Raw genomic sequence first — 24209 nt, 5'->3', positions numbered from 1 at the left:
ACCGAAAAATATACTCCGGTTTAAAAGTGATATAGCATTCGAATAATGAAAGTAACTGCGGTTTTTGACATTGGTAGGACCAATAAAAAGTATGTACTTTTCGATGAAAAGTATCAGATCATAGAAGAATTTGCCGAATCCCTTCCCGAAACAACTGACGAGGACGGATTCCCTACTGAAGACATAGAACTCCTCACCCATTGGGTGCAAAACCGCTGGTCGGATCTGCTGCAGAACCCGAAGTATGATATCAAGGCCGTAAATGTCGCCGCATATGGTGCGAGCCTGGTGCATCTGGATGGTGCAAACAAACCGCTGACTCCGCTCTATAATTACCTGAAACCTTTCCCGGAGGCGTTGCTTGCGCAATTTTACAACACTTATGGTGATCCCACCAGGCTATCGCTCCAGACCGGCTCCCCTGCCATGGGTATGCTCAACTCGGGAATGCACATGTACTGGCTTAAATATACGCGTCCCGACATTTACAGTCAGATCGTTACAACGCTTCACCTCCCGCAGTACATCCTGTATCTTTTAACGGGCAGGAAGGTAAGCGACTATACTTCCCTGGGATGCCATACTGCACTATGGAGCTTCGAAATGTGGGATTACCACGACTGGGTGAAGCAGGAGGGCATCCACAAAAAACTGGCCCCGGTACTTGCTTCTTCATCTTTTATCTACCGTCATGGTGATAAGGGCATTCAGTCGGGTTTTGGTTTGCATGATAGTTCTTCTGCCCTTATTCCATACAGGATGGCGGTAAAAAAACCTTTTGTGCTGCTATCGACCGGAACCTGGTGCATCAATTTTAATTCATTTGCTTCCAAGCCGCTTACCTCCTACCAGCTGGAACGCGACTGCATGAATTACCTTACTCCGGAAGGGAGCGGCGTCACTGCATCACGGCTTTTTCTGGGAAGAGAACATGATTTTCAGGTGGCAAGAATAGCGGAGTATTTCCGTGTTGCGCCTGATTTCTATAAAAGTGTGGCATTTAACGAGGAAATTCTGAAAGCGGATACTCCGCCGTTTTATTCGGCTTGTATGACAGGAAACGGCCCGTTCCCCGAAGCAAATACACAAGAGTGGCAAATCAGCGCCTTTGCTTCGGCAGAAGCAGCATATCACCATTTACTCAAAGGACTTACCGACATGCTTACTGTTTCATTGCAGCTGGTGGGTATCAATGAAGTCCAGGCGATTTATATTGATGGGGGTTTTGCAAGAAATGAAATATTTACAAGATTGATCGCCCGCAACTTCCCAAACCACAGTGTTTACGCGACCGATCTTCCTTATGCAACTTCCCTGGGTGCTGCATTGCATGTGACGCGCCCGCAAACTTTCGATTTCCTGAACGAGATCCGGGAAATCGAGTCATAAAATCAGCTGATCCGACTCCAGTTTGTTTCTTCTTTCCGCAGATTTTCCAAATGTATGCGGATAGGGTGGTTAACAGGCTGGAGAAGGTCAGGGTCGGCGGTTAAAATTTCCTCAGCCGATATTCTCGCAGCTTTCAAAATCTCTCCATCCTGCGCCAGGTTTGACACAAGGAGATCCATCAGACCACTTTGCTGCGTACCCGTGATATCGCCTGGCCCACGTAACTGAAGATCCACCTCCGCGATTTCAAAACCATCGTTCGTCCGGCACATTGTCTCAATTCTCAGCTTCGTTTCCTTACTGATCTTATAATCCGTGATCAGTACACAATAGGATTGCTCGGCACCCCGCCCTACCCTGCCCCGTAGCTGGTGTAATTGTGACAGACCAAAACGTTCTGCATTTTCGATCACCATAACCGATGCATTAGGAACATTCACCCCAACCTCGATAACCGTAGTAGCAACCATAATCTTAGTCTCCCCCCTGACAAAACGTCCCATTTCATAATCCTTGTCCTGTGATTTCATTTTACCATGCAGGATACTCAGAGGGACATCCGGAAATGATCTGGAAACACTTTCATACCCGTCCATCAGATCCTTAAGGTCCATTTTCTCAGATTCTTCAATAAGCGGGTACACCATATATACTTGCCGGCCCTTGGCGATTTCTTCCTTCAGAAACCCGAAAACTGACGATCTGTGTGCATCATAACGGTGCACCGTTTTGATAGGTTTTCGTCCGGCCGGCAGTTCATTGATCGCCGAAATATCAAGGTCGCCGTATAAAGTCATAGCAAGCGTCCTTGGAATAGGAGTCGCAGTCATGACAAGCATGTGGGGATTGATACGGGAATTTTTCGCCCATAATTTGGCTCGCTGCGCCACACCGAACCTATGTTGCTCGTCGATCACACACAAGCCCAGGTTTCTGAACTGGACAATGTCTTCAATCAGAGCGTGCGTTCCGACGATAATCTGCATTGAACCATCCAGAAGCTGTTTGTGAATAATCTCCCGCTCTCTTTTTTTCGTTGAACCTGTTAGTTTGCCAATATTAACACCCAGCACATCCGCAAATTTCCTGAGCCCCTGAAAATGCTGATCGGTGAGGATTTCCGTCGGTGCCATGAGGCAAGCCTGTGCATCGTTGGACAATGCAAATAACATGGTTATAAAAGCCACGATGGTTTTCCCTGAGCCTACATCACCTTGTAAAAGCCGGTTCATTTGTTTGCCGGTCTTCAGGTCTTCGTGTATTTCATGCAAAACCCTTATCTGCGCATTGGTGAGGGTAAACGGAAGGTGATTGGCATAAAACTCCTTAACCAGGTCAGTATGGTTGAAAATAAGGCCGGGGTATTCCGTTTTATGTAAAAGCTTATTTTTGATCAGCCGGAACTGATTATAAAACAGTTCCTCAAATTTCAATCTGCGCTGCGCCTGATGCAGCCATTGATGGCTTTGGGGCAAGTGGAAATTCCATAACGCATCGGCCTTTGAAACCAGCCTGTATTTCTGCACAAGGCTTGCAGGCAGGGTTTCCCGGATATGGCTTCTTGAAATTTCGAGCAGGTTCCGGATCATCCGGCTCAGCCCACGGCTGTCCAAAAACTTCTTACGCAACTTCTCAGTGAGCGGGTAAACGGGCTGCCAATACCCCCCGCTTTCGTTTTCAGCAGTGATAAGATCAATTTCCGGGTGTGTGATACTCCATCTTCCCCCGAAAGCCACCGGCTTCCCGTAAACGATATACTCGGTATTGGCACGCAGATTTTTTTCAAACCATGCAATTCCCTGGAACCAGACAAGTTCCAGGATACCTGTTCCATCGGTAAAATAAGCCACAAGCCGCTTCTTCCCGCCTTCGCCAACAGTTGACCATTCCCTTAGCCTCCCCTTGATCTGCGCCGCCGCAAGCTGCTCATTCAAACCATTGATCCTGTGAAAAACAGTGCGGTCCTCATGCCTGAAAGGATAATGCTGGATCAAATCCCCAAAAGTAAAAATACCCAGTTCCTGATTAAGCAAGGCCGCTTTCTGGGGTCCTACTCCTTTCAGAAATTCGATTTTTGTATCGAAAAAATGGGTTCGTACAGGCAGGTTTGTTTCAAAAGTCATCGCCCAAATATACAATTTGAAATGCTGGATTCCTGATCCGTTGAAGTAAATGACTTGCTTAACAACTTTTGGTTTACGTATTTCGTTAAAGTCTTTTCAGTACGTACCTAAAATCAGTTTAATTCAATCCTTAATTATTTATGAAAACAACATTTTTATCGCTGTTTCTTGCTTTGATTGCATTCACCTGGGCATCTGCACAAAGCCCAAGAGTTACCGCTGACGGCAAAAACGTAAGCGTAGCATATGGTCAGCCATCAAAAAAAGGACGTGTTTTGTTTGGGAAAGAAGGAAGCGGGAGCCTTGAACCTTACGGCAAGGTATGGCGCATCGGCGCCAATAATGCTACTGAAATAACTTTCAAGAAAGACGGCACGTTTGGTGGCAAACCTGTAAAAGCGGGAACATACACATTGTTTGCTCTTCCAACTGATAAGGACTGGACACTTATTCTGAACAGTGAACTTAAACAATGGGGCGCTTACAAATATGACGAGATCAAAGGTAAAGATGTTCTTAAAGTTACCGTACCAAACAAAACTTATGCTACATCCGAAGAGAAATTAACCTTCACTGTAAAAGACGCATCACTAGATTTTCAATGGGATAAATCAGGATTTTCTGTTCCATTGAAGTTTTAATTCGAAAGAATTTATATTAAAAAAACGGACAGCCGCCCAACAAAAGCGACTGTCCGTTTTTTATTTTCCTTGCGAAACACGAGGATTGAGCAAGATCGCGGTTCCGACGGTTTGAGATTCGCCCACCGTATGCAACTTGCCGTTTTGCCAGTAACATGTATGTGGGGCCCTATCAGGGCCAGAAATTAAGCTGTAAGATCCCAATACATATTCATTTTCTCCATTAAAAGCGATGTCAGCCGCCCCTGAAACCGAATTTTTACCGGCTGACAAAACCGTTTTTTTATTACCCTTAACAACAACAGCATTGTCTTCTACGCGATCAGCATTTTTACTGTCCACTTCGTTACCCAAGATATAGACGTCGCCACTGCGGATCCCAATATTTATTATATAAGCTGAATTGCCTAACGGAGAAATGAACTCTCCATTTTTCCAATACCCAGCCAGATAATAACCTCCATTGGTCGGGCGGTATTCACCCGCTACATACACGTTGTTTTCTGCTACTTCTATCGCATATCCGTGACCGAAATTTCCTGACAATTTTGTCTTTATGCCATTTCTCCAATAACATGGATTTTTCGAATCCATTCCCGAGATATATACATTTCCGTCACTAAATGCAATGTCACTGGCATAACCTGAATCTAAGATTCTAGTCGTTTTATTCCAGACAAATGCCTTGGAGATGTTTTCGTTTTCGTCGTATAGTTCACCCACCAGGTACAACTCCCCTTTGTGAAAACCAACAGCTTTCACCTTTCCGGTGCGGTCATCGATTACAATGCGTTTCCCATTTTCCCAATAACAAGGTTTTCCCTCAAATTCACCACCAACAATGACGTTGTCCTCCGAAACGATTATGTCGTTTGCGACGGAGTGGTCCGTATCCAGAATATGCATTGCCCCGTTTTTCCAATAACAAGCGTTCCATTTATTCAAAGCGACATATTCAGCACCTGATATGAAAACATCGACCGAATCATAACCCAGCGTATCTGCTCCCAAAACTTCTCCGGGCTTTCCCTGGTCGCTAGTTACTATTTCCGGCGCATCCTTTTTACACCCGATAAAGAGGTTACACGCCAAGACTACCACAATCAAAAAATTACAGGTTGATTTCATATAGCAGTATTTTAATGAGGTTGAAAAATTTAATCGAATACTGAATAAAGAAAATGATCCTCGCCAACAGTATAACTATCAAATTATCAGCCGGTAAAAACCAGCAATCAGACGGCAATCGCCTATCAATGAAAGCCATCAAACAAAAAAAGGACAGCTGCCAAAAAGCGACTGTCCGTTTTTTTATTCCTCCCCTTCCTCCTTCTTCCCTTTCCTCCCCTACAAATTCTGCCTGATCATATTTTCCAGCACCTGTAAATGGTCTGTAAACGCTTTGTGACCGATCTCCGTGGCTTTATAAGTTGTGAGCGGTTTGCGTCCCAAGAACTGCTTTTGAAATTCGATATATTTGGTTTCTTCCAATGCTTTCAAATGCGAAGCAAGGTTTCCGTCTGTCAACTGTAAAAGGTCTTTTAATTCATTAAAACTCAGGGCATCGTTTACCACAAGCACGGACATGAGCCCAAGCCTGATTTTACTCTCAAAAATTTTATTAAACTTCTCTAACCATTCCATTATGCTAGCTTATTTACCAAATCCACAACCTTTAAATTAATTATTGGTTTCCAAAAAAAGCATAGCATCCCGGTTTCTTAGCCATACAGCCTGATCCCGTTGATTATTTGCCTGCATGGTAAAAACAGAGGCAACAACACCCGTTCCTATCGATACCCAAAAAAAACTCCGCAGATTACTGCGGTTTCCTGATATAAGCGAAATGATCGAACCAGCCGAACCTGCCAGTGATATAACCAGGCCTATATTCCGGGTACGTCTTGACTTCATATACAATTGCAAACCACCCTCTGAAATCATAAATTCCTTTTGAATAGCTTTTTGACCGCTATAAACTACATTGTTTTTAACAAAGCTGTTCCCTCCTCTCAGATATATCGTTTCCCTGTCATACCATTTTTTTGTTGCGGTCACAGTACTATCCTTCGAAACCTGCGCCTTACCATCAAACGATAAGAACAAAATCAAAATAAGCCCTAAAATACTTTTCCCGACCGTTTTACCGGAAGATAATTTTTCGCGATCATATCTGTTGTACATCGTGAGCCCGTAAATGATATGCAGCACTCCGAAGCCTAGCGACCAGAAAAGCAGTGAGTATCCTGTCAGAAAAAGCGCGACGCAACCGATTCCTATCTCTGATATACCCAGATAAAAAACTTCCGGATAGGTAAACCTGCTTGCGTTGACCAAGGCGATTCCATAGAAAAGAAGCGTGGCAGGGAAAACGAGCCAGATAAAACCGTAAGAAAGCATAGCAAGGCAAAAAATACCACCGGCAGCCAGTGGGATCAGCATACTGATCAAAAGCCTTTTGGAGCTTCCGTTCCAGAGTGTCAGACCTCTTTTTCTACCTTTCCTGACTGTAAAAAGTATTCCGACTGCAAGTGAAAAAACCAATACACAAAGGCCGTCGATCACTACGAAATCAACTACTTCCCGCCGGGACTGACCGTCATAAGTGCCCAAAGGAGTGAGGATTTCTGCAAACCAGTCGGTTTTGAAACGGATGTAGGCAGCTGCCGCCCCGATCAGGGCGAAAAGTCCGGCAAAAACCCCGCTAAGACCACTCAGCGACAGAAATTTGGAAGATCGCTCCATCAAATTGCGTATCTCGGCCAGCGTATGTAGAGAGTCCTGATTAGAATCCATGGATCAAAGATTGAAAAGAGGTTAAAAGTTTAAGCGGAAACAATTTAAAAGAGCAGCAATACCTTGGGAATGAAAACAATAGACCCGACTATAACCGCTGAAATCGCCAGTATCAGCACACCTGCGGCGGCGGTATCCTTTACTATTTTGATGACTGGGTGATAATCCGGTGAAACCAGGTCTGCCAGTTTTTCGATGGACGTGTTAAATGCCTCGGCCGCCCATACCAAAGCGACCTGCATCACGATCAGAGCCCATTCCGTAGCGGATATTTTAAAGAAAACACCTGCAATAACCACCAGGATACAGGCGATCAGATGAATACGTGCATTGTTTTCGAAGCGGAATAAATTAAAAATACCCACACCTGCGTATGTGAAGCTCCGCAAGGCTTTACGAATATTTATGGGTCCCTTCATTGTGTTTTAGTTCAGCGAAAATATGAAACGCAAAGTACAACAACATCAGCACGAACGAAAAAGCTAATGTGTGTTTTATAGCCAGAGGATCACGCATACTACTGAAAATTCCCCGAGCCAGCGCTCCCGGCTGTGTGACGATATCCCAGCTGTTCCAACGACCATACCGCCCGAGAAATACTCCGAAGCCACTGAGAACCATTGAAATACCCACAATTACCCAGGCCAATTCCTGATTCCAACGCCGGCTTATGATGCGATGTACGATTCGGATACTGTAAAGCCCGGTCAAAAATCCTGCGACTGAAAACATAAAGATCAAAATGGCATCGTACCAGATCATCGTTTCCGGAACAGAGCGCAAATGTTTGAGGTCAGTGATAATGTAGGGCGCGTTAGGGAAGAAAAGCAACCAAACCACCAGACAGGCTGCGAGCAGCCAGAACGGCAATTGTTTTCTGGATTCTTTTTCCCACACCCATTTAATAAAGATCAATGGTATCCAGGCTAGAAAAAGATTCCAGACAAGAAAAATGAAATCCCAATTGTGAAAGAGTATTCTGAAAACCAGCAGCGTTACTGCCAAACCCGAAATAAACGCCAGAAGGGCAACTTTTTGATTGTTCTGAAGATAGCGTACCCGTTTATCCAATGTCATAGTGATATCTTTAAAGTACTTTGAGTTGCAAAGTAACGTAAAACGCAACGTATTTCAAAGACATTGAAAGTAATCAGAAACTCAAATGATGGATTATCCGGTTCACCGTAATGGCGAGTTATAAACTTTTACCTATTCCTTGCAACCATTCCCTGATCTGCTTCGCGTGCCTGTCGGAATTTTCTGCATTCCAGTCGCCCGTTTCGCTCAAAATTACCTGTTGATAAGTTTTGGAACTCGGACTATACCTATACATAAGCACAACTCTTGCGCCCCTGTCGGCTCCTTCACTGACCCGCTCGCTTAGCTTATTCGGATCAACGGTATAAATCTTCGAGGCATACTCCCGAACTTCCTGAACAGGGAGACTGGTTGAGGACAGGGCGGAATTATTGAGATTTTCCGCCATTTCCTCTGCAGAAAGCTCATTATCCTTATTCGGAAAATTCCATTTGGCGGGATTTTTAAACACCCTTATGCTCCCGTTTTTATCAATGATAAAACCACCATGCTGTTTTCCCCAGGCAAAATTGATGGAATATGCTTCGAAAAGCACTTTCTGCTCCTCAGGGACAGGTGCCTCGTCAGGCTGGCATCCTACAAAAAGATAAACCAGAGCAATAAAAAACAGAAGAGATCCGGCAACTTTTAATTTTATCATGGCCCGAAACCTCGAATGGATATATCCGGTTATTTTTTAGAAAAAGCTTTCATCATAGCCCATTCCCTGCCGGCAGTTTTGGCTTTGAAAGTTTCCAGACAGCCGCGATCCTGCAAAGTGATGTAACAAGTTTTTCCATTTTTACCCCCGAAACATATATTTGAAACCTTTTTCCCGATTGTCTGGATTGTCTGGATCACTTTTCCGTCCGGAGAAAGTACTGCAACCTCGCCTTTTCCATGCCTTGCGATATATAAGTTTCCGAGCACATCGCAACGCATACCATCCATTCCTCCGTCCTCAAAATGATGCAAAAGATTTTTGTTTGACAATGTCCCGTCTTCCGCAAGATCGAAAACCCAGACATTTCTTTGCACACTTTCATTGACATACAGCTTCTTTTCGTCCGGGCTGACGTCTATCCCATTGGTAGTTCCCATATTCTCTGCAACCAGCCGCGTTTTACCTTCCGGCGACACATGCCATATTTGGCCCGTCTGCTCCTTCCAGTTAGGATCCGAGCAGAAAATATGCCCGGTTGATGTAATGGCAAGATCATTCGGCTGATTCATTTTCGGTTCATTGGCGAAAACAGAAATATCCTTGGTGATCATATTCACTTTCAAAATATTATGGCCTGTATAATCGGCCACAAAAAATGTGCTTTTATCTGCAAAACGGATTCCGTTTCCCGTGCTCCCTTTTGGCAGGGTTACAAAAAAACTGGCGTTACCTTTCTTGCTGATCTGGGCGATTGTACCATCACGTGCAAAATTTACCGCGTATACATTGCCGTCCTCGTCTACGGCCGGGCCTTCGCAATTATTGGTAAATTCTCCTTCATTAGTGAATTTTTTACTCTTAGTCTGAGCAAAAAGCGACTGGGCACATGTCAAAAGAAGAACGGTCAGGAGAGTAGCAGTTTTATTCATAAGTTATGGCAAGTCAAAAGATTTAATTTTTCCATTTTATCGCGCAGCCGACAGGCTTTGTGATGGTCGTGACCACAGGCTTCCCAGTCAAAAGATTACTGACTGCTTCATCAGCATAAAATTTTGATACCCCGCCCGGATCCTGTGGGTTATCATCAATCATGCCTACGTACCGAACCGTGAATTTAGAGCCACTTTTTTGCAGGATATATACCTGTGGCGTCCTACCGGCGCCAAAAGCCTTCGCAGTCTGCTGAGTATCGTCGACAAGATACGGATAGCCGTAATTTTTAGTAGCCGAGCGCTCCTTCATTTTTTCGAATGTATCATCCTGATGCGTACCCGGATCGGTAGGATTAATAGCGATGACCGGAAATCCCTGCGAAGCAAATTTGCTGTTCAGGGCGATAATCCTGTCTTCATACGCTTTTGCGAACGGGCAATGATTACTTGTAAAAACCACTATAACCCCTTTGGAGTTTAAAAAGTCATTGAGCGAAACCGTATTTCCATCGATATTTTTGAGCCTGAAATTGGCTACTGCATCCCCTACCTGATAACCTGCTGTAACCTGATCGTCACCGGATATATATATATGGACCGGTTCAGAAGCAGATCCGGCAGAAACAGCACCCAGGCCAAGCATGAGCGTAATCCACAGGCTATTTGTCATTTTATTATTTTTGTTGATCATTGCTTTGGTTGTGACGTAAATTAGTAATAAAAGTAACTATTTCGAACGTCAAGGTTAATAATGCAGTCATTTAACATCCAGTAAACGCACCAAGATATACATATTATATAAAGTCCGGATATCGAATTAACTAACATCGGTTATAAAGGCATGACAACTCAGGACGGCTGCCCCCTCCTCCCTTTTAGAAAAAAATTAAGCCTATGCACTACCTCGGTTTACCACCTAAATATTAGGGTTAATGCATTGTAATTCTGCATTTATGTCTTTATCTTTGCACCTCATTTTAGAATCCAGTTTATCATAATTTATTAACATGTACGCAATCGTAGAAATCGCAGGTCAGCAATTTAAAGTTGAAAAGGGTCGCGAAATCTTCACGCATAGGCTTGAAGGTGACGTGAACGCTGCTCTTGTGTTTGACAAAGTCCTCCTCGTTGATAACGAAGGCACAGTACAGGTAGGTCTTCCGACAGTAGCAGGCGCTTCTGTGAAAGTAACTGTACTTGAACACCTTAAAGGTGAAAAAGTAATCGTCTTCAAAAAGAAAAGACGTAAAGGTTACAAGGTTAAAAACGGTCACCGTCAGTATCTGACTAAAATCAGCATCGACGAAATCGTAGCCTGACCCACGGATTAGCGGAATCCTTTTATGGAAGCCGTTGTAAGTTTAAATTAAGAAATTACAATTAATAGTTAAGATATCATGGCACATAAGAAAGGTGTAGGTAGCTCGAGAAACGGACGTGAATCAGAAAGCAAGCGTCTTGGAGTAAAATTATTCGGTGGACAGGTTGCGAAAGCAGGCAATATCCTGGTTCGTCAGCGTGGCACAAAACACAACCCTGGCAAAAATGTAGGTATCGGTCGTGACCATACTTTGTTTGCGTTGGTTGCAGGCAATGTGGTTTTCCGTAAGACTCGTGAGAACAAGTCTTTTGTACACATTGAGCCTATCGCAGTTGCAGCAGAAGCTGCTGTTGCAGAAGCATAGTCAGAAATTGTCAGATTAACCATCTGAAAAGAAGCCCGTTCGACGATTTGTCTTACGGGCTTTATTATTTTAGGCAAGAAGCTACCTCCGTCAAACCAAAATTGGGTTTTGCGTGTTTGCACAGTAAGAAAGTTATTTTCGCAATATCATCGACTATTATTTATCATGCTCACTCGACCGGTTTTTGTATATACTGAATTAAGCCCGAACCCCAATTCCATGAAGTTCGTACTGAACTTTGAATTGGTACCCGACGGACTGTCGTTCGACTACCCAAGTCTGGAATCGGCTCTGGCAGAAGGAACAGCTTCGCCGCTCGCCTCGGACCTTTTTCAGTTCCCACATGTAAAGAGAGTTTTTATAGCCAGCAATTTCATCACAATCACCAAGGATGAGGCGATTGCATGGGAAGAAGTCCTGAGGGATACAAAACAGTTTATCAAGATTTATTTCGAAGAAAATCACCCGGTTTTTGAAGAAAGAACAATAGAAAAAAATACAGTCATTGTTGACTCCCGGGACTCTGACACAGTTCAGAAGATCAAGGCCGCGCTGGACCAATATGTACGCCCGGCAGTAGAATCTGACGGCGGTGCTATTAACTTTCATTCGTTCAATGAAAACTCAGGAGTCGTAAAAGTTTTGCTGCAAGGATCTTGCAGCGGGTGCCCGTCTTCAACACTCACTTTGAAAGCCGGTATCGAAAACCTGCTCACCCGCATGGTTCCGGATGTGAAGGAGGTTGTCGCCGAAGGTATATAAGCGTCATTAATATCATAATTTCGAAACCCTGTTTAACCGACAGGGTTTCTTTTTTTAACACGTTTTGTTAGTTTCGGGAATGAAGCAGCCTCTGCAGCTATTTATTGATAAAATCAAAGATCTTCAGTCCAAAGGTGATAACTATTTCCCCGAAGGTATTTTTCCGGCATACAGAAGTAATCGCATCATTGGCTACAAACGCCCCGATACTACAATTTTTTTTTCCGCGATCACCAGTTTCACTTTACAGTCGATACGGAAATTTACCGACAGTGAAACTCAGCTAAGAATCGATTCGATATGTAATAAAGTAGTTCAGAACTACCCTGATTTTCAGAACAAGGACGGTTTGAAAACTTATAACTTTTGGAAAACAAAACCATCCCGGCACTTTCCAAACGGGCATATTTTCCGGCGTTTTGAACATTTCCGGATCCCTGATGACGTAGATGATACTGCGTTCATCTACTTAACTACAGAGCCGGATGCAGAAGAATTGCTATGGCTGAAACAAAAGCTCGCAGTCCATGCCAATGGTTCAAAACAATGGATCCGCAATACTCACCCTGAGTACAAACAGTTACCGGCCTACTCTACCTGGTTTGGGAAAAACATGTACATCGAATTTGATGTCAGCGTGTTGAGCAATCTGTTGTATTGCATTTTTTACTACAACCTACCGCTGAACGAGCACGATTTCGCGAGCCTGGAATACATACGTTCAGTGATAGCAACCAACAGGTATCGCAAGGTCCCGTTTCGTTGCGCACATCAATATCCGCGAACTCCTTTGATCATCTATCATGTTTCCCGGCTTATCGCTGCATTTAATCCGCCTGCGTTATCCGAAATCAGACAAAAACTCATCACTGATACCAAAGAGCTGCTGAAAATAACCGGGGACCCTATGGACAAAATCATACTTTCCTCTTCTTTGTTAAGATTTGGAGCAGATTCCCCGCGCCTGGAAGTGGAGCATTTTTCAGCCAAAGATTTCAGAGGATTTTATTTTTTCATTGCCGGGTTGCTCACAGCTTACGAAAATCCATTACTTTACAAATTGTCGGTCAACCCGCTTTTTCATATGCACTGGACCTGTGAGGCGCACTGCTGGGCACTATTGGCCGAATATGAGGCTTTGTGGAAAGTCCGCGAATCTTCCGGTCTTTCTTAATCATATCAATATTACAGGTCAACAAAAAATGCCAGATTCAACGATCTCTTTGCGTGTCAGGCAAATCATTACACAGGGGAATGAGGTTAAAACATTCGTTTTCGAACGAGTGGACAGCCAGAAACTCGTTTATAAAGCAGGTCAGTTCCTCACATTCCTGATTCCGGTCCATGGTCGCGAAGTGAGGCGTTCTTATTCCATGAGTTCCGCACCCGATGTCGATTTCTTTCCCGCCATTACAGTAAAGCGTGTGCCTAATGGCGAAATTTCCAGATTCTGGATCGATTCTGTGCGCACCGGAGATATGTTCGAGGTACTTCATCCTTCGGGCCGTTTTGTGCTTGCAAAGTCTTCTGGAATCCCCCGAGATATTGTCCTTATAGGTGCTGGGAGTGGCATTACACCTCTATTTTCTCTACTTAAACAAACGCTTGTGCGTGAACCTGGCAGTGTGGTAACGCTTTTGTACGCGAGCAGGAACAAAGTCAATACCTTATTTTGGGATGAAATACGACTATGGCAGCAGCGCTTCCCGGAAAGGCTGAACGTGATACATATCCACAGCCAGCCTTCCGAAGAATGGACAGGGATCAGAGGCCGGATCAATAACACACGACTTGAACAACTCATTGGACGTAATCTGCGATTTAGCCCTGAGCATGCTCAATTTTTTATCTGTGGCCCTTTCGAACTGATGCGGACCATGGAGATAACCCTTCATTTTATGGGCTTTTCCGCGGCTCAGATCAGGAAGGAGAATTTCATAATTCCCTCAGTACCACCGCCACCACCGGTTTCTTACCCGCATACCATCAATCTTGAATTCAGAGGACAGAAATATCAGCTGTATGTGCCGGCACTTACAACCGTATTGGATGCTGCACTCGCTTCGGGAATTCATTTGCCATATAGCTGCAAAGGCGGACGCTGTTCCACCTGTGCGGGCATTTGTAAAATGGGTTCTGTGCACATGAGCGTGAACGAAGTACTGACCGACCGCGATTTGGCAGAAGGATGGATACTTACCTGTTCCGCGTATGTAGACAGTGAAAATGTAAGCATACAAGTTACTTGATAAACCTGCGTACAAATAAAAAAGGCGTACAAACCAATTTGTACGCCTTATCAGGATTTAGGACTAGTAATTATGAAGTAAAGAGTAGGAATATTCAGTAGGATAAACTTTTGGACTTGCTTTCCTTAGAAAATGTAGAATAATATTTTATGTATGTTATTAATTACAAAATTAATTGTAAAATTGATTTAAACAACTAAAATATTAAAAAGTGCACGAGCACACATTAAATATTTCAAAACGTGCTCGAACACACCTAATTTATAAAGTATTTGCCTTCGGTGAGGTAAAACTAAATCTTAAACTTTTTAATATCAAATTTATTATAATAATAATTCGAAAATTATTATTAGCATGATTTGCTTTTACATCAGAAAAGTCACTTTTATGTTATTAGTTAATTCACGAATTAAGCAATCGGACTCATATTGTGAAAAAGAAAATAGTTAGAATAAAAGATATCGCAGAAAAAGCGCAAACCTCAAAAGGCACAGTAGACCGTGTGCTGCATAACCGTGGACGGGTAGCGGATGATGTACGGGAGCGGATATTGAAAATCATAGAAGAGCTGAATTATGAACCTAATTTTATTGCTCAATCATTAAAATCACAACGGACATTCAACCTCGTAGCATTAATACCGGACCCTCATGTTGATCCATATTGGGAGGCCCCAAAGGCCGGTTTGGAAAAGGCGGAAAAGGAGTTGCGTCAGTATGGCATATACATCAGTCAGCTTATTTTTAATCCGCACGAGGTAACATCATTCATCGCGAAGGCAGAGGAAGCCACAAAAGAAAATCCTGATGGAGTACTGATCGCGCCTATTTTTTATAAAGAAGTGTTGCCATTTTTCAAAGAATGGGCGACTAAGGATATTCCCTACGTGCTTTTCAACACGCAAATTGAACATGTGGATCCCCTTTGTTATATCGGCCAGGACTCATTTCAGAGTGGGGAACTGGCTGCTAAAATCATTTGCTTCGGCCTGCAATCACCGGGCAGTATTCTAGTTGCCCATATCAATGAAGATATCTCCAATTCGGCACATCTGATCACCAAAGAGGAAGGTTTCAGGAATTACTTCGCGCGAAAAGCTGAGCGGGAGAAATTCAGGATTGTTACAAAAGAGATTAATTTTTCGGAAGGAACTAGCCTCGATATGCAGCTGGACCAAATCCTGACCGATGAGCCTCAACTGAGTGCAGTTTATGTTACCAATTCCAAAGCTTTCGAAATCGCGTCTTACCTGGAACGTAAAGGCCTAAACGATATCAAACTTGTTGGTTATGACCTCTTGAAACCAAACCTGGACTATCTTGATAAGGAAATAATCAGCTTCCTGATTAATCAGAACCCGCTAGGCCAGGGTTACTGGGGAATTCACCAGTTGGCCAATCACCTGGTTTTCAAAAAAGAAATTCAGCCCATCAAGTTCCTGCCCCTGGATATTATTACGAAAGAAAACCTCGACTATTATTTAGATCCGGAGTAAGTTGGAGTGAAGCTGTAAGGAAGCAGGCCGTGATGTGTAGTCGAGGGTGGTCATGTTTGGTCAGGTGCAATCAAGAGTAGTCAGGTGTGGTCATGCTTGTAAGAGATGGAATGACGATAAATGACAATGCATGACTACAAATGACTACTTCATACCAACAAAAAAACATCCTTAACCATAAAAATCCCCTTTAAAGGTCCCCAAACTGACTATACATTTCTTTCAGTTTCGGCTCGGTTTCCTTTGCCCGGATGTCTTTTCTGAGAGCAGTCACACCCTGAATGTCAGTCAGCAGGCCCAGTGCCTGGAATGCGCCGAATCTGACAAAATAGGAAGGATTATCGCGGGCTAACCCTTCGAGAACCGGTATGCTTCTCCTCTGGATATCTTGTTTGGATTTGATCAGATATTTACCAAAAACCTGAAGGAAATTGTATTTTTCGGTAGGCTTCATCGCCTTCATTTTTTCCAGAAACCAGTCAAACCGCTCCGGTTGGGCCAGACCTGCATAGTAGTTGGCCACAGATGTCACAATCGCATCGTTGGGTGAGTTTTCAAACTCGGCAGCTATTTCATTTGCGTCATTTGGCTGGCCCATCAGGTACTTTTCAATGGCAACGGATACTACCTGATAAGAACTGTCCATAAGTGCCTCCCTGAAAATCGAATCACTATTATTGTCGCCAAAAGAAGCCAATGTAATGATAGCCTCAGCGCGAACCTGCGGATGCGGGTCCAGTCGGGCCCGGCTCTGAATTACCTTTTCAATATCAGCGAAACCTGCGCCATCATATTCAGCAAAATTACTGATGGACATTTGGCGCAATTTCCAGAACGGATCGGTCATCCCTTTCACCAGGATATTTCTCACAACTGTGTCGGCCAATCCGCCTTCCAGCTGTGCGAGCGCTTCATACTGATGCAAAAATCTGTCCGTATTCAAATACTGGAACTCCATTTCCTTACGCTGCTTTTCATGTTCGATCACACCCAGCAATTGTGCATCTGAATCAAAAAGTACCAGGTCAGGCTTTTTCGCAGCAGGAAACTCCAGGGTTTGGGTTGATTTGTCAACAACCACTTCATACTGGTTTTTTTTGCCACTCACCCACACGTCTACCTTTAATGGCAGCCGGTAAACAGTCGTGGCCGCAGTATCCTGTGCCTGCTTTATTTTCAATACCACTTTACCTGCCGGCGCAAGATATTCCTGCTGAATTTTTAAAACAGGATGCCCAGGGCGCTGAAACCACTGGTCAAAAAACCAGTTCAGATCCTGTCCGGTAACTTTTTCAAAAGAAATTCTGAGATCATCAATTTCGGCAGTACCGAATGCATGCGTAGTCAGGTAATTTTTCAATGATGCAAAAAAGGCGTCGTCACCTACATAAGATCTCAGCATGTGCAAAATCCGTCCTCCTTTGGCATAGGAGTGACTGTCAAACATACTTTCACGGTCTTTGTAAAAATACCGGATCATCGGTACTTGCTTCGTTTCCGCTTCGCCAAGATACTGCTTCATTTCCTGCAGATTCCCCCAGTCGGCCTCATATCGACCGCTGTTATATTCACTCCACAAATATTCCGAATAATTAGCGAATGACTCATTCAAAGGCAATTGCCCCCATTCCTCGCTGGTAACATAATCACCAAACCAGTGATGTGCCAATTCATGGGCGATTACCGCGTCGGAGTTCCCGTCTACCAGTGACTTTGTGTCATTTTGCACGCCTTCCTCGTGAACTGTTGCAGTCGTATTCTCCATAGCACCGGCTACAAAATCCCTCACTGCGATCTGGGCGTACTTCTCCCAGGGAAACGCAACGCCAAAAACGTTTGTAAAAAACGCTATCATTTCGGGTGTACGACCAAAAATAGCATGTGCATCCCGGCCATATTTCGGCTCTACGTAATAGCTCAGCTCCAGTCCATCTGGCATCATATCCTTAGCCACAGCAAAATCCCCGACTGCCAGCATGGCAAGGTAAGGTGCGTGCGGGAGCGACTGTTTCCAATGATCCGTGCGCAAACCTTTTTCATCTGTCTCCTGAGAGATCAGGAGACCGTTGGACAGTGTTTTATATGTGCTGTCAACGGTGATATAAAAATCCTGGGTGAACTTCTGATTGGGTGCGTCTATTGTTGGAAACCAACAGGAACTGCCTTCTGTTTCCCCTTGTGTCCATATTTGTTTTGGTTTTCCTTCATCTAATCCGTCAGCGTTGATAAAGTACAACCCTTTATCCAAAGGGCTGTCGTCCTCCTTATCACGCGGAACATCATTAGGACGAGCTACGTAATCAATCTTTACAAACAGCGTGTCGTTTCTGGAATAGCTCTTTCCCAGCTTAACAGTTAGCTTACGTTTATCATAGGAATACTCCAGCTTCTTGTTGACTTTGCCGGTAATATCCTTTATCGTCAGGTCGCCATAATTTCCTGCTGCGTCCATCATGGACACAGCTTTGATATCAAAACCTTTGGCGTCAAGTTCGAGCGTATTCTGCGGATAAAAATGAGATTTGAACATCAGGATCGCAGAAGCGGGCACCTGTTGTCTTTCCCAATCAAACCTGACATCCAGCCTGGTGTAGAGAATATCGGTCTTTTTTACCCTCTCGGGGCGGTATGGGCCTTTCGGGGTGATATTGCCCGGATTTCTTCTATATAACGTATCAGATTCCGCAGTGAATAGGGAAGCATTTGAAGTCAGGGGAAGAATGAGTAAAAATCCTAAAAAGGTATAGATCAGTCGCGTCAAAAAAGACTTTCCATTATCGCTGGCCATATTTGCCTTCAAATTGATTGCTAAAAAGTAAGTCAAAATAAATCAGTTTTTTTTCTTTTATTCAGTTCCCCAAATCTGGCTAAACACGTAAAATTTCGCCGGCCTCCGCAGCCCTTCGCGCAGGAATGTACGAAACGACAATGGTTATCATAACGATAACGAGGCCAGTAAAAAGTATATCACCCCATATTAATTTGACGGGATAGGCATCCACCAGTGAGGTTGTCATACCCATTGAAACAAGTCCGTACTCTATTTGCAGCCAGCACAATACTATGCCCATGATCAGCCCGGCAATAGCCCCCGAAAATGCAACAATAGCCCCCTCCGCCAGAAAAATCTTCCTGATCAGAGTAGGCGAAGCACCCAGCGCATACAGCATCGCGACATCCTTCTTTTTCTCGATGGCGAGCATGCTCAGCGAAAAGAAAATATTAATTGCAGCTACTAAAATAATCAACGATAAAGTCACCGCAACAAAAAGTTTCTCCAGACGGACAGCCCGCAGTAAATCAGCATTCAATGCATCCCGGTCTTTCACTACAAAATCCTTGCCCAGCTTTTCGGAAAGCGCTTCGCTCACATCGATTTCAGAGTATCCGGGTATTACCCTGATTTCCAGGGCAGTCCGTTGCCCGTTGTATTGCATCAACGAATCCACCAGCGACACCGGTGCAAATATGTAATCATCATAACGTGATTCAATAAAAAAAACACCGCCCGCCCTGAGCGATAACTGATTGAAGGCATCAGCGGAAGTCAGGTTCAGCGTTTTGGAGCCGGTTCGCGGATACAGAAGTTCGAGCGGTACCAATATATCTTCCAATGAAATGGCTAGCGCATTTCGCACACCTTCGGCGACAATTCCATAAGGTGTCCCGTTTCCCCCGTGTAATTTCAGCGACCCTTCTATCAGCGCAGTATCCAACTGTCCCTGCCGTTCAAATGTGCTGTCCACACCTTTTAACCGCACGATCGTTTGCTGACCCGCGTATCTTGCAAGCGCGTTGTCTTCTATAACCTGCGTGATAAGCCTCACTCCCTTTACCGAATTGATTTCATGCATTAAGGAATCCGTAACCGTCATCCTCTTGCCTTTGAAAGGCGTTATTTTTACGTCAGCGTCAAAGGTTTTGAAGATTTTCCGGTTTAGATCTTCCATTCCGTTGAACACAGATAATACTACTACCATAGCCATCGCACCCACAGCCACTCCCGCCATGGCAATCCGTGCGATGAGGCTTATGAAACTGCGCTTATTACGTGAAAAAAAATATCGAATGGCAATCCGGTACGAAAGATCCATCTATGGTGGTGCTTGAAATCAATTAGATTCGTCTTCGTCGTCGGGCTGAGCCGGCGGGATCACCAGATCAGAGAACAGCAGATCCATTTTAGCCGCATACTCTGCCGTGTCGTCAATATAAAACTGCAGATGCGGAACAATTCGAAGCTGGTGACGTACCCGTTCCGCGAGTTTCTGACGTATGAATTTGGTATTTTCCTGAATAGTTTCCAGCAGGATCGATTTATTCTTGTCCGGCAAAAAGCTGAGATAGGCCCTCGCGATACTAAGATCAGGCGTAACCCGCACAGCCGTGATCGTAACGAACGTCCCGTTGGTCAAATGTTGCGCATCCTTCTGAAAAATCTCTCCAAGATCCTTTTGTATCTGCCTTCCTACTTTCTGTTGTCTTTTAGATTCCATTGTTTTTGTCATTTTCCAGGAAAACCCGGCACTAGCGCAAATCCTCTCCCAATCCTTGAATAAATACAAATATCCATACTTATTTTGTTTTTGTAGAATGCGGAGTTGTAATTTCGTGAAAGTTATTCTGATAAGATATATAACCACACGTATTTCTTGCTTAGTTTTTTTCGCGTCAACGCACGTTATCAGACCATCAGCCTGGTCGTATTTTTTCTGCTGCTGCGTCTCCCTTTTTTCCTGGGAGGTACCCCTTTGCTCATTCCCGAACTCAGCTGGATGTTGGTGGGGGAACAAATGGGTCGGGGCTTCATGCTTTACCGGGATATATGGGATAATGTGAGCCCCTTTTCCGGATTAACCTACTGGCTGATTGACACGCTTTTCGGCCGTACACAAGTGGCCTACCAGCTGGCGGCAGTGATGGTTTCCATTATTCAAATCCTTTATTTCAACTTTGTAATCCACTCGCGTGAAGTATTTCCGGAGCGGACATTTCTGCCCGGTGCCCTTTATGCCTTGTTTTTGAATATCTCGTTCGATATGGGTACGCTTTCGCCCATGCTCATGGCAAATACGTTTCTACTGTTTGCTTTTGGCGCCATCGTCAAAATCCTGGTTAAAAGAGAGGTGACGACCCAGGTTTTCGAAATGGGACTTTACATCGGGATTGCCACACTTTTCTATCTGCCCGCCTCGCTTTTCATGATATGGGCATTTCTGGCTTTGCTTTTTTATACCGGCTCAACAGTTCGTCATCACCTGCTGGGTTTGTTCGGCTCTATCTTCCCTCTATTGATGGTTGTTCTTTTCTTTTACATGAACAACGGCGTAGAGAGTCTCAACCGAAATTTATTGACCTCGGTTTTTCAGGTAAAACAGTATAACCTCAATGATTTCGTATCACTTTTCGCTTCCCTGATTCTTCCGCTCGGATTTGGCGTAATGGGTTTCATGCGGATATTTACAACCCTCCGCTTCGTCAACTACCAGACCCGGATCCAACAGGTAATGGCCTTATGGTTCATCGTGGCAGTATTTTCAATTCCGTTAATGCAGTTTCTCGCACCTATGCAGTTTGTCATTTTTATCCCCCCGGCTGCTTTCTTCGCGACACATTATTTCCAAAGTTTCAAAAAAAAGAGCTTTGTAGATGAACTGCAGTTCACATTCATGGGCGCAATTATCGTATTGATACAGTATCAGGGACTAAGGGGGGTAATTCCTGGCGTGACAATGGGAAAACTGGAAAACCTCCGGACAAAACCCGCCAGCTTGCCCGAGCAGATCACTAAGAAAAGAATTCTGGTGATTGGGCAGCAGTCAGGCGAATACATCAATAATTACACGGCCACACCCTATCTGAACTGGGATCTGGCAAGTTATGACTTGAAGAATCTTGACAACTTTGACAGCGTAATCCACGTCTACGATAATTTCCGTAAAGATCCGCCCGACTTCGTTATTGATAAAGTAAATGTAATGCCGAAACTTCTGGACAGGGTTCCGGCATTGAAAGAAGAGTATGAACTCAGCCCCTGGAAAGGAATTTATCAGAAAAAGATCTAGCAGGCAATTTTATCGACCCGCCCCTGGTGTCTGCCGCCTTCGAATTCCGTACTTAAAAATGCTTCCAAACTTGCCAGTGCAGTTTCCAGTTCTATGAATCTCACCGGGAAACAGATAACATTGGCGTCGTTATGCTGCCTGGCCAGCGGAGCCAGCGGCAGATCCCAAACCAATGCAGCCCTGATACCCTGGTGCTTGTTAGCGGTAATACAAACCCCCTGCCCGCTTCCGCAGAGCAACACGCCTTTCTCAAATTCCTTGCTTTCGACGGCGCTGGCAACCGGGTGTGCAAAATCCGCATAATCCGCTGAGTCGGCGCTGTAAGTGCCGAAATCCTTCACTTCAAAACCATTTGTCGTAAGCCATTCGATGACCGGCTCTTTATAGGGAAACCCGGCATGATCCGAGCCAATAGCAATTTTTCTCATTACTTTTTTGTTATTTGTTGCCCACACTTGCGCAAAACAACAGGGTTTATTGTTAAAGTTTCTATTTTTAGTAATAGCCAAAGTTACCAATATCTGTTCAACAACTAAATTGAATGAAAAAATATGAGTGAAGAAGTGAAGCCCAAAAATTCTGAATTAATAGATGTATCCCTCCTGAACCCGGCTGTGCCAGAGGATGAAAAGCGTATCAAGGAGGCATTTGAAGACCGAAACTGGAGTGAAATAAAAAGTGCCGATTCATGGGTCATTTTTAAAGTAATGGCTGAATTTGTGGAGGGTTTTGATAAGCTTGCCAAAATCGGCCCCTGCGTCTCCCTCTTCGGATCGGCGCGTACCACAGCTGAGAATCCACATTATAAAACTGCCGAAGACATTGCTGCCAAACTCGTTAGGCATGGTTACGGGGTAATCACTGGCGGTGGTCCCGGAATTATGGAAGCTGGTAACAAAGGCGCTTTCGAGCAGGGCGGAAAGTCTGTTGGATTGAATATAAAATTGCCGTTCGAACAGCATAGCAACATTTACATCGACCCAGACAAAAATATCAACTTCGATTTTTTCTTTGTCAGAAAGGTGATGTTTGTTAAATACTCACAAGGCTTTATAGTGATGCCCGGTGGGTTCGGAACATTGGATGAACTCTTCGAAGCGATGACTTTGATTCAGACCAAAAAAATTGGCCGCTTCCCTATCGTCCTTGTGGGAAGCAGTTACTGGACCGGATTACTGAATTGGATCAAAGAAACAATGCTTACAGAAAAGAACATCAATCCGGAAGATTTAAAACTGATCAGTGTCGTGGATACGCCCGATGAAGCTGTTCAGGTGATCGATAATTTTTATTCCAAATATCTGCTTAAACCCAATTTCTGATCAGAGAATCAGGCAAACAAATTGGTTAGAAGGACAGGTACGGTTCCAGTTTGTTAAGCAGATTTTCATCGATAACCTTTACTTTCCTCAGATCTTCGAGAGACCGGAAAGGCCCGTGCTGGCTGCGATAATTCATGATGATCGCAGCCAGTTTTTTATTCCTTACATAGGAATGCCTGCCCAGATCTTCCTCAGAAATCTCGTTAACATTCATTTTCCGCACCGGGCTTAACACTTTTGCAAATCTGTTAAGCTCCGCTATCGCCACAGAATCCAAGCCAAAAATCTCCTGATACTGCGTAGTCGAATGAAAACCGCCCAATCCGTCCCGGAACTTGATGATCCTGAGAGACAATTTGCTGCCAATGCCACGCAGCTTCACAAGTTCGGTAGTATCTGCTTTATTAATGTCAAAAGCAGAGATCGCTCGCCTTTCCTGCTTTTTCCAGGTATCCGGGCTCTTTTTGTCCTGACCTTTATCAGCCTGCTGAACGGTATTTGCTGCAAATTTGATATGTTTCTGTAACTTCTGATACAGATCGGAAGGAAAATCGTAAATCGCCAGCAAATCCTCTTTTTTCCGGAATTTCCCGCCTTTGCTTCTGAACTTCTCAATTCTTTTTGCCAGAAATAGCGGGACACCGAGGTCTTGAAATTCAGCAACGCTAACCGTGTTCGGATCAAAATCAAATAGCCTGACTGGCCGCGGCTCTTCTTTTTTAAACTCCTTTCTCTCGTATCCCTTGCCTTTATACTTTCGGGAATGTTCCTTTTCCAGCATCTCAGCAATGCTATCCAGCTTGGCCAGATCAACCGGTGCTGCGCCAGCCGGCAACAGAGGAAGGATAGCCCTCCTGAAAATAAAAGGCGTCCAGATTAGGCAAAAACTAAGTATCATCAAAACCAAAGCCCCACGTGCCTCTTTCCTTGATATCCCGAAAAAATCCGTCAGTCCTTCGACTATTCGTTTATACATATTTCATGTTTTCAAGTGTGTCAGTCTTAGACG

At 44.2% G+C, this 24209-nt stretch carries 24 protein-coding genes; 10 read left to right on the top strand and 14 right to left on the bottom strand.

The window, feature by feature from the left end; genetic code table 11:
- Window positions 1–45 precede the first annotated feature (45 nt).
- Complete coding sequence (locus FBF61_RS12500) at window positions 46–1389, top strand: FGGY-family carbohydrate kinase (protein ID WP_138477550.1); 1344 nt, start codon at window positions 46–48, stop codon at window positions 1387–1389.
- A gap of 2 nt (window positions 1390–1391) precedes the next feature.
- Here the strand turns inward: FBF61_RS12500 and recG are convergent, their stop codons facing one another.
- Window positions 1392–3512: an ATP-dependent DNA helicase RecG gene (recG, locus tag FBF61_RS12495; protein WP_138477549.1), complete on the bottom strand. Its 2121-nt coding sequence runs from the start codon at window positions 3510–3512 to the stop codon at window positions 1392–1394.
- Between the two features lie 140 nt (window positions 3513–3652).
- Here recG and FBF61_RS12490 point away from each other — a divergent pair, with 140 nt between their 5' ends.
- Window positions 3653–4153 (top strand): DUF2911 domain-containing protein, encoded by a 501-nt coding sequence (locus FBF61_RS12490; protein WP_138477548.1) that lies wholly within the window; start codon window positions 3653–3655, stop codon window positions 4151–4153.
- Between the two features lie 60 nt (window positions 4154–4213).
- Here the strand turns inward: FBF61_RS12490 and FBF61_RS12485 are convergent, their stop codons facing one another.
- The 8 genes from FBF61_RS12485 to FBF61_RS12450 form a co-directional block, all read right to left on the bottom strand.
- Entirely contained in the window at window positions 4214–5281 is a 1068-nt protein-coding gene (locus tag FBF61_RS12485) for a hypothetical protein (RefSeq protein WP_138477547.1), read from the bottom strand.
- A 219-nt stretch (window positions 5282–5500) separates the two neighbouring features.
- Complete coding sequence (locus FBF61_RS12480; protein ID WP_138477546.1) at window positions 5501–5797, bottom strand: winged helix-turn-helix domain-containing protein; 297 nt, start codon at window positions 5795–5797, stop codon at window positions 5501–5503.
- 36 nt (window positions 5798–5833) lie between these two features.
- Entirely contained in the window at window positions 5834–6949 is a 1116-nt protein-coding gene (locus tag FBF61_RS35400) for a hypothetical protein (protein WP_138477545.1), read from the bottom strand.
- 44 nt (window positions 6950–6993) lie between these two features.
- Window positions 6994–7368, bottom strand: coding sequence for a diacylglycerol kinase family protein (locus FBF61_RS12470; protein ID WP_138477544.1), 375 nt, complete (start codon window positions 7366–7368; stop codon window positions 6994–6996).
- The gene (locus FBF61_RS12465; RefSeq protein ID WP_138477543.1) at window positions 7343–8026 is read right to left on the bottom strand and encodes a DUF1361 domain-containing protein; all 684 of its coding nucleotides are present in this window, start codon (window positions 8024–8026) and stop codon (window positions 7343–7345) included. Before FBF61_RS12465 ends, FBF61_RS12470 begins: the two co-directional genes overlap by 26 nt.
- 118 nt (window positions 8027–8144) lie before the next feature.
- Window positions 8145–8687 (bottom strand): hypothetical protein, encoded by a 543-nt coding sequence (locus FBF61_RS12460; RefSeq protein ID WP_138477542.1) that lies wholly within the window; start codon window positions 8685–8687, stop codon window positions 8145–8147.
- Window positions 8688–8716: 29 nt separating this feature from the next.
- The gene (locus FBF61_RS12455; RefSeq protein WP_138477541.1) at window positions 8717–9619 is read right to left on the bottom strand and encodes an SMP-30/gluconolactonase/LRE family protein; all 903 of its coding nucleotides are present in this window, start codon (window positions 9617–9619) and stop codon (window positions 8717–8719) included.
- 22 nt (window positions 9620–9641) lie between these two features.
- Window positions 9642–10292 carry a thioredoxin family protein gene (locus FBF61_RS12450; protein WP_229215020.1) on the bottom strand — a complete coding sequence of 217 codons (651 nt, stop codon included), beginning with the start codon at window positions 10290–10292 and terminating at the stop codon, window positions 9642–9644.
- 337 nt (window positions 10293–10629) lie between these two features.
- Here FBF61_RS12450 and rplU point away from each other — a divergent pair, with 337 nt between their 5' ends.
- The 6 genes from rplU (at window position 10630) to FBF61_RS12420 (ending at window position 15813) form a co-directional block, all read left to right on the top strand.
- On the top strand, window positions 10630–10941 hold the full coding sequence (gene rplU / locus FBF61_RS12445; protein ID WP_138477540.1) for a 50S ribosomal protein L21: 312 nt from the start codon (window positions 10630–10632) through the stop codon (window positions 10939–10941).
- A gap of 78 nt (window positions 10942–11019) precedes the next feature.
- On the top strand, window positions 11020–11307 hold the full coding sequence (rpmA, locus tag FBF61_RS12440; RefSeq protein ID WP_138477539.1) for a 50S ribosomal protein L27: 288 nt from the start codon (window positions 11020–11022) through the stop codon (window positions 11305–11307).
- Between the two features lie 165 nt (window positions 11308–11472).
- Window positions 11473–12069, top strand: a complete 597-nt coding sequence (locus FBF61_RS12435) for a NifU family protein (protein ID WP_138477538.1) — start codon at window positions 11473–11475, stop codon at window positions 12067–12069.
- 79 nt (window positions 12070–12148) lie between these two features.
- The gene (locus tag FBF61_RS12430) at window positions 12149–13243 is read left to right on the top strand and encodes a hypothetical protein (RefSeq protein WP_138477537.1); all 1095 of its coding nucleotides are present in this window, start codon (window positions 12149–12151) and stop codon (window positions 13241–13243) included.
- A 28-nt stretch (window positions 13244–13271) separates the two neighbouring features.
- Window positions 13272–14318 (top strand): ferredoxin--NADP reductase, encoded by a 1047-nt coding sequence (locus tag FBF61_RS12425; protein ID WP_138477536.1) that lies wholly within the window; start codon window positions 13272–13274, stop codon window positions 14316–14318.
- Window positions 14319–14748: 430 nt separating this feature from the next.
- Window positions 14749–15813 carry a substrate-binding domain-containing protein gene (locus FBF61_RS12420; RefSeq protein WP_138477535.1) on the top strand — a complete coding sequence of 355 codons (1065 nt, stop codon included), beginning with the start codon at window positions 14749–14751 and terminating at the stop codon, window positions 15811–15813.
- Between the two features lie 190 nt (window positions 15814–16003).
- Here FBF61_RS12420 and FBF61_RS12415 read toward each other — a convergent pair whose 3' ends face one another.
- The 3 genes from FBF61_RS12415 to rbfA all read right to left on the bottom strand — a co-directional run bounded on the left by FBF61_RS12415 (window position 16004) and on the right by rbfA (window position 20309).
- Complete coding sequence (locus tag FBF61_RS12415) at window positions 16004–18601, bottom strand: M1 family metallopeptidase (RefSeq protein WP_138477534.1); 2598 nt, start codon at window positions 18599–18601, stop codon at window positions 16004–16006.
- A 79-nt stretch (window positions 18602–18680) separates the two neighbouring features.
- Window positions 18681–19907 (bottom strand): FtsX-like permease family protein, encoded by a 1227-nt coding sequence (locus tag FBF61_RS12410; protein ID WP_138477533.1) that lies wholly within the window; start codon window positions 19905–19907, stop codon window positions 18681–18683.
- An 18-nt stretch (window positions 19908–19925) separates the two neighbouring features.
- Window positions 19926–20309 carry a 30S ribosome-binding factor RbfA gene (rbfA, locus tag FBF61_RS12405; protein WP_138477532.1) on the bottom strand — a complete coding sequence of 128 codons (384 nt, stop codon included), beginning with the start codon at window positions 20307–20309 and terminating at the stop codon, window positions 19926–19928.
- A gap of 156 nt (window positions 20310–20465) precedes the next feature.
- Between rbfA and FBF61_RS12400 the strand changes: the two genes are divergently transcribed.
- Entirely contained in the window at window positions 20466–21878 is a 1413-nt protein-coding gene (locus tag FBF61_RS12400; protein ID WP_138477531.1) for a hypothetical protein, read from the top strand.
- Here the strand turns inward: FBF61_RS12400 and rpiB are convergent.
- Window positions 21875–22306: a ribose 5-phosphate isomerase B gene (gene rpiB, locus FBF61_RS12395; RefSeq protein ID WP_138477530.1), complete on the bottom strand. Its 432-nt coding sequence runs from the start codon at window positions 22304–22306 to the stop codon at window positions 21875–21877. The two genes, FBF61_RS12400 and rpiB, sit on opposite strands and share 4 nt — an antisense overlap.
- A 123-nt stretch (window positions 22307–22429) precedes the next feature.
- On the opposite strand from rpiB, the gene FBF61_RS12390 reads away from it, so the two are divergent.
- Window positions 22430–23200: an LOG family protein gene (locus FBF61_RS12390; protein WP_138477529.1), complete on the top strand. Its 771-nt coding sequence runs from the start codon at window positions 22430–22432 to the stop codon at window positions 23198–23200.
- Between the two features lie 25 nt (window positions 23201–23225).
- On the opposite strand, the gene FBF61_RS12385 is transcribed toward FBF61_RS12390, so the two are convergent.
- Complete coding sequence (locus tag FBF61_RS12385) at window positions 23226–24176, bottom strand: ComEA family DNA-binding protein (protein ID WP_138477528.1); 951 nt, start codon at window positions 24174–24176, stop codon at window positions 23226–23228.
- Between the last annotated feature and the right edge of the window lie 33 nt (window positions 24177–24209).

The organism is Dyadobacter bucti, from assembly GCF_005869225.1.
Lineage (GTDB): Bacteria > Bacteroidota > Bacteroidia > Cytophagales > Spirosomataceae > Dyadobacter > Dyadobacter bucti.
The sequence above is the reverse complement of the archived record's forward strand: the minus strand, read 5'-3'. Positions and strand labels throughout refer to the sequence as shown.